The organism is Actinoplanes sp. NBRC 103695 (genome assembly GCF_030269485.1).
In the GTDB taxonomy this organism is placed as follows: domain Bacteria; phylum Actinomycetota; class Actinomycetes; order Mycobacteriales; family Micromonosporaceae; genus Actinoplanes.
In genome coordinates this window covers 152,678-163,570 of sequence record NZ_BSTL01000010.1, presented here as the reverse complement: position 1 = coordinate 163,570, position 10,893 = coordinate 152,678, and the positions used below count along the sequence as shown (strand labels likewise).

The window sequence follows — 10,893 nt, the reverse complement described above, 5'->3', positions numbered from 1 at the left end:
GCACCTCCGGTGGCGAAGTCGTCATCGCGCGCCCACCGGGGACGGACCGGTGACCGTGCGAGCGAGCAGGTCCACAGCGGCGTACACGTTGCGCAGCGTGGGTGCCGGGACGCCGGTCATGTCGGCCAGCTCGACCACCGCGCCGATGATCGCTTCGAGTTCCAGCTCCTTCCCCGCCTCCAGGTCCTGCAACGTCGATGTCTTATGGTGCCCCACCTTGGCGGCCCCGTCGATGCGCCGCTCGACCGAGATGGAGGGCCGGCACCCGGCGGCCGTGGCCACCGCGACGGTCTCCCGCATCATCTCGGCGACCAGCTCACGAGCGCCCGGGTGGCCGCACATGTCGGCGAGGGTCGCCCGGGTCAGCGCGCTCAGCGGGTTGAACGCGACATTGCCCATCAGTTTGATCCAGATGTCGTCGCGGATGTCCGTCTCCACCGGGCATTTCAACCCGCCGGCCACCATCGCCTCGCTGAACGCCCGGCAGCGCTCGGAGCAGGAGCAGTCCGGCTCTCCGATGGAGAACCGGGTGCCCTCGAGATGCCGGATCACGCCGGGGCTCTCGATCTCGGTGGAGCAGTAGACGACGCAGCCGATCGCCCGGTCCACCGGCAGGACGGCGGTGGTGGCGCCGCCCGGGTCGACCGACTCGATCCGCCGGTCGGCGAGCGGGTGGCCGGCCAGCCCGTGGAAGTACCACCAGGGGATGCCGTTCTGCGCGGCCACGACCGCGGTCCGCGGGCCGAGCAGCGGGGCGACCAGGTCGCCTGCCGTCGCGTACGAGTGAGCCTTGAGCCCGAGGAAGACGTAGTCGACGGGGCCCACCTCGCGGGGGTCGTCGGTGGCCCGGGCCCGGGCGATGAAGTCGCCACGCGGGCTGTGCACCCGGACGCCGTCGCGCCGGATCGCCGCGAGGTGCGGGCCGCGGGCGATCAGGTGGACCTCGACACCGGCCCGATGCAGTGCCGCGCCGACATACGCGCCGATGGCGCCGGCGCCGAGAACCGCGATTCGCACGCCGTCTCCTCTCGTCGTGTGTTCTGTATACAGTATGGCGTGAGAGTAGGACAAGCGGCCGGACCACCTGGGCTGTCGCCTTATCTCACATTCACTTCCGAGGCGCTTCATCGCGAGGTGAATGTGGAATGGGGCGTCGGCGGTCCGACCGCTTGCGGAGACGTCGACGGGACTAACCCACGGTGGCGCGGGTCATCGGGACCGCATCGACGTCGGGGCCCGATCCGGATCGGCCGGGCTGCTTGAGCATGAAGGACAGCGCACCGGTGAAGAGTCCGATGCAACCGGCCAGCACGAACGCCCCGCCGTAGCCCCAGACCCCCACGACCACCGCGCCGAGGCCGGAGCCGACCAGGCCGGAGACCAGCTTGGAGCTGTACACCATGCCGTAGTTGGAGGCGTTGTTGTTCTCCCCGAAGAAGTCCGCGGTCATCGCCGCGAACAGCGGGAAGATCGCGCCGCCGCCGAAGCCGGAGATCATCGACGCGAGCAGGAACAGCGGCATGTTGCCGAGTGAGCCGGACAGGAAGACGGCGAACTGGGCCAGGCCGAGCACCCAGCAGACGATGGTCAGCGTCTGGCGGCGGCCGTACCGGTCGGAGATCCAGCCGATCACCCCGCGGCCGGTGCCGTTGACGATCGCCTTGAGGCTCATGGCCAGGGCCACGATCCCGCCGGCGAAGCCCATCTCCTTGCCGAACGGCACCTGGAACGCGATGCCGAAGATGTTCACGCCGGCCGTCATCAACAGGCAGACCCACATCAGATAGAGCACGGGAGTACGCGCGGCTTCCCGAGGCGTGTACTGCTTGACCGCGGGCGGGTTCTTCGAGAGCGAGCGCCGCACCTTCGGGTCGTCGGCCACCTTCAGCGGGTCGACGTGCGCCGGCCACCAGTTCTTCGGCGGGTCCTTGAAGAAGAAGCCGGTCGCCGCGACGGCCACGGCCAGGAAGATGCCGACGCCCACCAGGACGGGGCCGTAGTTACCGACGTCCATGTAGTTGGTGAAGATGAAGATGAAGGGCACCGAGCCGTACGCGAAGCCGCCGTTGACGAAGCCGGTCTTGCCACCCTTGCGTTCCGGGTACCACTTGCCGACCATGTTCACGCAGGTGGCGTAGACCATGCCGGCGCCGAGCCCGCCGAAGACCGAGAAGCCGAGGTAGGCGACCAGGACGTGCGGCGCGTAGGCCAGGGCGAGGTACCCGATGATCGTGCCGGCGGCGCCGCACATCATCGCGGCCTTGGCCGACAGGCGCCCGCTCTCCCGCAGCTTCCCGGTCGGGAACGCGATCGCCGCCTGGAAGAAGACCCAGACACCGAGCAGCCAGAAGATGTGTGCGCCATGCCAGCCGTGCGCCTCGGAAAGCGTGTCCTCGGCGGAGGTGAAGGCGTACTCCGACGAGCTGATCGCCATCATCGCGGCCCACGGGAGGAACACCATCCAGCGGCGGGATCGGCCCATCAGCTGACGGTCGGTCTCGCCGAGCCGATACAGCCGGCCGTTTCCGTCGATGATCTCCCGGTATCCGGTCACTGTGGTGTTTGTCGCGTTGCCGGAATCATTATCCGGGATAGAATTCCGGGCAGGTGGACGGTCAGGTGTCGAGACCATGACTGGACCTCCTTGAAAAGGGCAGAGTTGCGTGGTCTGCGACGGGCTGGTCCAGACCTGGCTGTTCTTGCTGTGGCTGCCGTCCGACGTTGGCGCGTCGGGCGGCAGCCACTCCTCATCTAGGGCTTGACCAGGCCCGCGGCGCGGGCCCAGCGGTACTTCGCACCGAGTACCGCCACCGGCTTCTCCGTGGTGTACGGGTAGGCGACAATGCCGTGGCGATAGAGGTGTTCACTCGCCTCCTCGACCTCCACGTCGCCGGAAAGACTGGCGACGATCGGCTTTTCGATGCCCTTGGCGCGGAATTCCTCGACGACGTCGACGACCAGTTCGGCAAAGGTCATCGGCGGCGTCACGATCGTGTGCCAATAGCCGAGGATCAGGCTGTGCACCCGGTCGTCGGAAAGACCGAGCGCGATCGTGTTGCGATAGGTGGACGGGGGCTCGCCGCCGGTGATGTCGACCGGGTTGCCGGCCGCGCCGAACGGCGGGATGTAGGCGCGGAACGCGGTGTCCAGATCCGGCGGGATCGCCATCAGGTTCAGGCCGTTGTCCACACAGGCGTCCGACAGCAGCACGCCCGAGCCTCCGGCGCCGGTGATGATGACGACGTTCTCACCCTTCGGCGTGGGCAGCAGGGGCACGCCCCGGGCGTACTCGAGAAGGTCGTTGAGACCCGGCGCCCGGATCACCCCGCTCTCGCGCAGGATGTCGTCGTAGACCTTGTCGTTGCCGGCCAGCGCGCCGGTGTGCGAACCCGCCGCCTTCGCACCCTGGTCGGTGCGGCCGGCCTTGAGCACCACGACCGGTTTACGGGCCGAGACCCGCTTGGCGACCTCGGCGAACGCCCGGCCGTCCTTGAGGTCCTCCAGGTGCATCGCGATCAGGTTGGTGTTGTCGTCCTGCTCGAAGAAGGTGAGCAGGTCGTCCTCGTCGATGTCGGCCTTGTTGCCGACGCCCACGATGGCCGACACACCCATGCCCGCCGAGCGGCTGAAGCCCAGGATCGCCATGCCGATGCCGCCGCTCTGCGACGACAGCGCCACTCCCCCGCGCACGTCGTACGGCGTGCAGAAGGTCGCCGACAGGTTCTCCGGCGTGTAGTAGTAGCCGTAGATGTTCGGGCCGAGGATCCGCACGCCGTGCCGCCGGGCGATGGCCAGCACCTCGTCCTGCAGTTCCTGGTTGCCGGTCTCGGCGAACCCGGACGGGATCAGGATCGCGCCGGCCACCCCCTTGGCGCCGGCCTCGTCCAGCGCCCGCGCGACGAACTTCGCCGGGATCGCGAAGACCGCCACGTCCACGTCGCCCGGCACGTCCGCGATGGACTTGAACGCCTTCAGGCCTCCGATTTCGTCGGCCTTCGGGTTGATCGGGAAGATCTGGCCGGCGTACCCGCCGTTGACCAGGTTCTTCATCACCGAGTTGCCGATCTTGCCGGCTTCCGCGGACGCCCCGATGACCGCGATCGCGGCCGGCTTCATGATCCGGTTCATCGAGGCGAGGATCTGCTCGGTGGTGAAGGTGTCGGGCCGCTTGGGCGCGGCCCGGTCGATCAGGATGCGTACGTCCACCGCGATGGCCGAGTCCCCGGTGGCGAGCACCGGGTTGAGGTCCACCTCGGCCAGCTGCGGGAAGTCGGTGACCAGCTGCGACACCCGCACGATCAGGTCGGTGAGCAGGTCGCGGTTCGCCGGTTCGGCACCGCGTACGCCCTTGAGGATCTCCGCCGCGGCGATGCCGTCGAGCATGGACGCCGCGGTCTCCGGCGTCACCGGCGCCAGCCGGAACGTGACGTCCTTGAGCACCTCGACGAGCACACCACCCAGCCCGAACGCGACGATCTTGCCGAAGCTGGGGTCGGTCACCGCCCCGACGATGACCTCGTGACCGCCGCTGAGCTGCTTCTGGATCTGCACGCCGCGCACGTCGGCGCCGGGCACGTGCGCCAGGACCGAGGACATGATCTTCTCGTACGCCCAGCCGACCTCGGCCACGCTGCCGACCCCGACGATCACGCCGCCGGCCTCGGTCTTGTGCAGCACGTCGGGCGACACGATCTTCATGACGACCGGGAAGCCGATCGCCTGCGCCAGCCTCTCCGCCTCGTCCGGGCCGGTGGCCAGGCCTTCGGCGGGGGTGCTGATCCCGTACGCCTCAGCGACAGCCCTGCCCTCCGGCGCCGTGAGCGCCGAACGGCCGTCCGCGATCGCCTGGTCGAGAATCTCCCGCACCTTGCTCTTGTTCATCGGGCCTCCCCTAGATGGCGCCGGCGGCGCGCAGTTCGGCGGCCCGGCCTTCGAAGCCGATCTCCGCGAGAATCTCTTCGGTGTGCTCGCCCAGCAGCGGCGAGCGCTCGATGTCGACGGGCGAGTCGGAGAGCTTGATGGGGCAGCCCACCGTCTTGAACGTGCCGCGTTCCGGGTGCTCGACCGAGACCACCGAGCCGAGCTTCTGCAGGGTGTCGTCCTCGATCAGCTCCCGGGTGGACAGCACCGGCCCGCAGGGGATGTTGTGCGAGTTCAGCTCCTCCATCACGGTCCACTTGGTGTGCTTGGAGGTCCACTCCTCGATCAGCTGGAACGCCTTGCCCAGCTTGTCGAGCCGGGCCTTCGGCGTGTTCCACTCGGGGTCGTCGGCGAGCTCCGGACGGCCGATCAGCTCGGCGATCGGGGCCCAGCCGGTGGGCTGGATGATCACGTAGATGTAGTCGTTGGGTCCGCCGGGCGCGCACCTGACCGCCCAGCCGGGCTGGCCGCCGCCGGAGGCGTTGCCGGACCGCGGGACCTCGTCGCCGAAGTTCTCGTTCGGGTACTCGCCGAGCGGGCCGTGTGCCAGTCGCTGCTGGTCGCGCAGCTTCACCCGGCACAGGTTGAGGACCGCGTCCTGCATGGCGACCTGCACCCGCTGTCCCTTGCCGGAGCGGGTCCGGTGCAGCAGGGCCGCGAGGATGCCGGCGACCAGGTGGATGCCGGTGCCCGAGTCGCCGATCTGCGCGCCGGTCGCGGTGGGCGGCCCGTCCTCGAAGCCGGTGGTGCTCATCGCGCCGCCCATGGCCTGGGCGACCACCTCGTACGCCTTGAAGCCCGCGTACCGGCCGGGGCCGAAACCCTTGATCGACGCGTACACCAGACCGGGGTTGATCTCCTGCATCCGCTCCCACGAGAAGCCGAAGCGGTCGACGACACCCGGTCCGAAGTTCTCGACCAGCACGTCCACCTCGGACAGCAGCTTGGTGAAGACCTCCTTGCCCTGGTCATTCTTCATGTTCAGCGTGATACTGCGCTTGTTGCAGTTGAGCATCGTGAAATAGAGGCTGTCCACGTCGGGCAGATCGCGGAGCTGGCTCCGGGTGATGTCGCCGTGGCCGGGAGCCTCCAGCTTGATCACGTCCGCACCGAGCCATGCGAGCAACTGGGTGGCGGACGGGCCGGACTGGACGTGTGTCATGTCGAGAACGCGGATGCCCTCGAGCGCCTTTGTCATCGTGATCCTCCTGTACGACGCTGAACCGGTCGCGGAGACGAAAGCGGTGCTCCAACGACGGACCTGAGTAGCGGTTGGATTGCATACCGTATTTCGTAGTCAGTATGTTGTCGCATGTAACAGCCATGTGTCCAGAGCGTGCTCCAAAGACATTGATAGGGATGCTGAATGGCCGCGTTTCCGCAGGCCAGCGATGCTGTGCGGCCGCCGGTCAGCGCGGCAGGGTGAGCAGCGGGCGGCCCGGCTGGCGCAGACGATAGGCCAACAGAGCACCAACCAGGCCGACGAGACCGGCGACCGCCTCCGGCGCCGCGGCCGCGGCCAGGCCGATGCCGAGGACGCCACCGACCGCCTTGCCGGTGTAGACGACGGCATAGTTGGACAGGGTGGCCTCGTCCCCGAACCAGTCGCGGACCAGGCTGACGAGCAGCGAGTAGCCGGCCCCGGTGCCGACGCCGGCGAGCACGACGGCGATCGGGTTCTCCACCGTCACGATCAACGCGAACTGCGCCAGCGCGCCGATCATCAACGCGTACGCCAGGGTGCGGCGGCGGCCCAGCCGGTCGGACAGCCGGCTGCTCGCCCAGCGCCCCAGCCCGGTCGACAGAGCCAGCACGGCGATGAGCACGGCCGGCCACCTGCTCGTGGCGAGCAGGGCGATATCGAAGAACGCCATCACCGCCGTGAGCACCACGACGACGAACAGGACGGGCAGCACGCCGGTGCGGACGGCCGCCCGGAACGAGAAGTGCCGCAGGGCGGGCTGGTTGTTGGGGATGCTGGTGTTCAGGGTGCGGTCGACCGCCCAATGGTGCGGATCCAGGTGGGACGGCCACCAGTGCGCGGGCGGGCGGCGGATGAGCAGGGCGGCCGTCACGAGCACGCCGGCGACGACGACGGCGGTGACGTCGAGCAGGGCGCCGTTCAGGAACAGACCCGTGAGGAGCACGAACGGCAGGGCGCCGTAGCCGAACGCGCCACTGACCGCACCGGCGGCCGGCGCGATCCGTTCCGGGAACCACTCCGTCACGACGCCGATGCTGACCACGTACGCCAGACCGGTGCCCAGACCGCCGTAGATCGCGTACCCGAAACCGCTGGACTCGTGGGCGAGCGAGACGAGTCCGGCGGCACAGAGCGCGGCCGCCACCAGGAGCAGGAGCTCCGGGTTGCGGCCGGATCGGCGGTACAGCCATGCCGCCGGGGCGGCCGAGCCAGCCTGGCAGAGCACCCAGACCGCGAGGACGAGCAGGGCGTGGCGGGCGGTCCAGCCGTTCATCTCGATGAAGGCCGGGAGGGCGGCGGCGTACCCGTACTGGAAGAGACTCACCGCGGCCATCACGGCCCAGGCCGCCCGTTTCATCCAGACGCGTGGCCGGCCCAGCAGCTCGACATCCGACTCGCCCACCCGGTATCGACGCCCGTAAACATCCGTGGATATCTGTGACACGAGACACCTCCTGGTGGTCTACTGTATGCAGTATGTCACAGACGGTGCTGTTGAGAGAGCTCGAATATCTCGTCGCGCTGGCCCGTGAACGCCACTTCGCCCGGGCGGCCGCCGCCTGCCACGTCTCCCAGCCGTCGCTGTCCACCGCGATCCGCAAACTGGAACGCGAGCTCGACGTGCAGATCGTCCTGCGTGGTCACCGCTTCGCCGGCCTGACACCGGAGGGCGAACGGGTGCTGCTCTGGGCGCGGCGCATCCTGGCCGGCGCCACCGCCCTCCAGCAGGACCTCGCGTCGATGCGCGGCGAACTCTCCGGCACCCTCCGCCTCGGCGCCGTCCCCACCGCCCTGACCGCGGCGTCCCTGCTGATCACGCCCCTCTGCACCAGGCACCCCGAGGTGCACGTGACGCTGACCTCGCTGACCTCCCGCGAGGTGGCCGCGCAACTGGCCGGCTTCGAGCTCGACGCCGCCCTCACCTACCTCGACGACGACGCCCTCGTCGGGATGAAGACCTTCCCGCTGTACGAGGAGCGCTACCTGCTCCTCACCCCGGCCGAGGGCCCGCTCGCCGACCGGCCGTCGGTGTCCTGGGCCGAGGTGGCCAAGCTGCCGCTCGTCCTGCTCACCCCGCGCATGCGCAACCGCCGCATCATCGACGGCCTGTTCGCCGCGCACGGCCCGGTGCCCGCCCCCGCCGTCGAGACCGACACCGTCGACGCCCTGTACGCCCACATCGCCACCCGGCGCTGGTCCAGCATCATCGCCCACGCGTGGCTGCACACCTTCGGCGTCCCCGACGGCATGCGCGTGCTCCCGCTGACCGGGCGCTCCGGCGGATCCCGCATCGGCCTGGTCGTGGCCGGCCGTGAGCCCGAGCCGTACATCGTCAAAGCCCTGCTCGATCTCCTCCCCGCCATCGACGTCCGCGGCGTCCTCCACCGGCTCCTCCGCGATCACCTCTCAAATCCCGGTGCGACCCGCCGAACAGTCCGGTGACCGGCGTCATGGACTGAGGAGTCGTGGTGGGAGCGTTTCGGACTGGTCTGCTACCTCATGTCCGTTTATCGGATGCCCAGTTCCGGTCCCGGCACCAGGCACTCCGGCTGATCCTGTGGATGCAGATCCCGATCCTGGCCACCGTCGGCGTGCTCAACGACCCCTTCGGTCAGGAAGCCGTGCACCACGCGACGTGGGCGCTCCCGGTGATGGGCATCGCCCACATGGCCTGTGCGATCGGCAGTCTCTTCGTCCGCTCCCGCCGGGCCGGGTCCTTCCTGGTGTCCCTGGGACTGCTGTTGTCCGCGGCGCTGCTGGTGTCGCTCGGCGGCGGGCGCACCGAGCTGCACTTCGCCTTCTTCCTGACCGTCGGGCTGATCAGCCTCTACCAGGACTGGCTGCCACTGGCCCTGTCGGTGGCGCTCGTGGTGGGCCACCACCTGCTGGTCGGACACGTCGCGTCGGCACTGCTCTACTCCGACCCGCCCAGCACGGTGCGGTTCATCCAGTACGCGCTCATCCACGGCGGCTTCGTCCTCGGCGGCTGCGCGGTGCAGATCGTCTACTGGCGGTTCACCGAACAGGCGCAGAACGAGTCCGCCCGGATCCGTGCCGAGGCCGAGCAGGCCCTGCGGCGCAGCGCCGAACGGTACGAGGCGCTGGTGCAGGACTCGTCCGACGTGACCGTCGTGGTCGGCGGCGACGGACTGGTGCTCTCGGTCAGCGCCGCCATGGAACGGGTGCTCGGCCACCGCCCCGACGACCTGGTCGACACCGATTACAACCAGCTGATCCACCCCGGCGACGTCGCCCGCCTGCGCTCGGCGCTGGGTGACGGCCGGGAAGAACACCGGACCGAGGTACGCGTCCGGCACGCCGACGGCGACTGGCGCTGGCACGAGATGGCGCTGCGCGACATGACCGGGCACACCGCGGTGTCCGGCTGGGTGATCAACCACCGCGACGTCACCGAGCGGCGGCTGGCACAGGACCGGCTCGCGTACGAGGCCTCGCACGACGCCCTGACCGGGCTCGCCAACCGCGCCGAACTGCTCCGCGCCCTCGAACGCGAGGGCGCCGCGGCGGTCTCCGGAAACACCGGGATGGCCGTCCTCTACCTCGACCTCGACCGCTTCAAACAGGTCAATGACATGTACGGGCACGAGGCCGGCGACGTCCTCCTGGCCTCGGTCGCCCGCAGCCTGCACCGCTGCGTGCTCGGATCGGACACCGTCGGCCGGCTGGGCGGCGACGAGTTCGCCGTGGTGCTCAGCCAGATCGCCGAGCCGGACGACGCGGTCACGGTCGCCACCCGGATCCTTGCCGAGCTCTCCCTGCCGGTCGACGTGGACGGCGTCCGGATCGTCCCGGGCGCCAGCATCGGCATCGCGCTGTCCACCCCCGGCCACCGGGCGGACGACCTGCTGCGCCGGGCGGACACCGCGATGTACCACGCCAAGCGGGACAGGAGCGGCTGGCGGGCGTACGTGGAGGGAATGCACGACCCCAGCACACCCACCGCGACCCTCGAGGACGATCTCCGCGGGGCCGTCGCCGACGGCCGTCTGCGGCTGGTCTACCAGCCGGTCCTCTCCCTGATCACCGGCGAGGTGACCGCGGTCGAGGCGCTGGTCCGCTGGGACCACCCGGACCACGGCCTGCTGCTGCCCGACGCGTTCGTGCCGCTCGCCGAACAGTCCGGGCTGATCGAGTCGATCGGCGAATGGGTGCTCACCGAGGCGTGCCGGGAGATGCGGGCCTGGCCCGGGGTGCGCCTCTCGGTCAACCTGTCGCCGCGCCAGCTGGACACGCCGGAGTCGGCCGACCGGCTGCTCGCGGTGCTGGCCCGGACCGGCTTCGACCCCGGCGACCTGACCGTGGAGATCGCCGAGAGCGCGTGCATCGACGCGCCCGAGATGGTGGAGCGGCTCGCGGAACTGCGCGAGGAGGGCGTACGCATCGCGCTCGACGACTTCGGCACCGGCCACTCGTCGCTGCGCCACCTCACCCGGCTGCCGGTCGACATGCTCAAGCTCGACCAGTGCTTCGTCTCCGAGCTGAACGGCACGCAGGCCGGGTCGGCGGTGGCCGAGGCGGTCATCCGGCTCGGCCGCATCCTCGAGCTGGAGACGGTCGCCGAAGGGGTGGAGACCGCCGCGCAGGCCGCCGAGCTCACCCTGCTGGGCTGCCGCTCCGGCCAGGGCCACCTCTACGCGCACCCGATGGCGGCCACCCCATTGGCGGAATTCCTCCGAGCGCATCACGTGGCCGCGAAAATGTCGTAGGGCTGCGCGATGATGCCTCGTGTTACTCAACTCGTATCACTC

General features: G+C 69.5%; 7 protein-coding genes. 2 read left to right on the top strand and 5 right to left on the bottom strand.

Going from position 1 to position 10,893, the window contains the following annotated elements:
* Window positions 1-21: 21 nt before the first annotated feature.
* From QSK31_RS19460 to QSK31_RS19440, 5 genes are all read right to left on the bottom strand, one after another.
* Complete coding sequence (locus QSK31_RS19460; RefSeq protein WP_285685584.1) at window positions 22-1,017, bottom strand: 2-dehydropantoate 2-reductase; 996 nt, start codon at window positions 1,015-1,017, stop codon at window positions 22-24.
* Window positions 1,018-1,189: 172 nt separating this feature from the next.
* Window positions 1,190-2,554, bottom strand: coding sequence for an OFA family MFS transporter (locus QSK31_RS19455; RefSeq protein ID WP_285685583.1), 1,365 nt, complete (start codon window positions 2,552-2,554; stop codon window positions 1,190-1,192).
* A 197-nt stretch (window positions 2,555-2,751) separates the two neighbouring features.
* Window positions 2,752-4,881: an acetate--CoA ligase family protein gene (locus QSK31_RS19450; RefSeq protein WP_285685581.1), complete on the bottom strand. Its 2,130-nt coding sequence runs from the start codon at window positions 4,879-4,881 to the stop codon at window positions 2,752-2,754.
* A gap of 10 nt (window positions 4,882-4,891) precedes the next feature.
* Window positions 4,892-6,118 (bottom strand): formyl-CoA transferase, encoded by a 1,227-nt coding sequence (gene frc, locus QSK31_RS19445; protein ID WP_285685580.1) that lies wholly within the window; start codon window positions 6,116-6,118, stop codon window positions 4,892-4,894.
* Between the two features lie 211 nt (window positions 6,119-6,329).
* Window positions 6,330-7,568, bottom strand: coding sequence for an MFS transporter (locus tag QSK31_RS19440; protein ID WP_285685578.1), 1,239 nt, complete (start codon window positions 7,566-7,568; stop codon window positions 6,330-6,332).
* Window positions 7,569-7,600: 32 nt separating this feature from the next.
* Here QSK31_RS19440 and QSK31_RS19435 point away from each other — a divergent pair, with 32 nt between their 5' ends.
* Entirely contained in the window at window positions 7,601-8,566 is a 966-nt protein-coding gene (locus QSK31_RS19435) for a LysR family transcriptional regulator (protein WP_285685577.1), read from the top strand.
* 119 nt (window positions 8,567-8,685) lie between these two features.
* Window positions 8,686-10,851 (top strand): putative bifunctional diguanylate cyclase/phosphodiesterase, encoded by a 2,166-nt coding sequence (locus tag QSK31_RS19430; protein ID WP_285685576.1) that lies wholly within the window; start codon window positions 8,686-8,688, stop codon window positions 10,849-10,851.
* Window positions 10,852-10,893: the final 42 nt, after the last annotated feature.

What these genes read in the sequence shown, in the direction of transcription:
- QSK31_RS19450 (WP_285685581.1), bottom strand. Translation starts at nt 4,881, where the DNA reads ATGAACAAGAGCAAGGTGCGGGAGATTCTCGACCAGGCGATCGCGGAC.
- frc (WP_285685580.1), bottom strand. Translation starts at nt 6,118, where the DNA reads ATGACAAAGGCGCTCGAGGGCATCCGCGTTCTCGACATGACACACGTC.
- QSK31_RS19435 (WP_285685577.1), top strand. Translation starts at nt 7,601, where the DNA reads ATGTCACAGACGGTGCTGTTGAGAGAGCTCGAATATCTCGTCGCGCTG.
- QSK31_RS19430 (WP_285685576.1), top strand. Translation starts at nt 8,686, where the DNA reads ATGCAGATCCCGATCCTGGCCACCGTCGGCGTGCTCAACGACCCCTTC.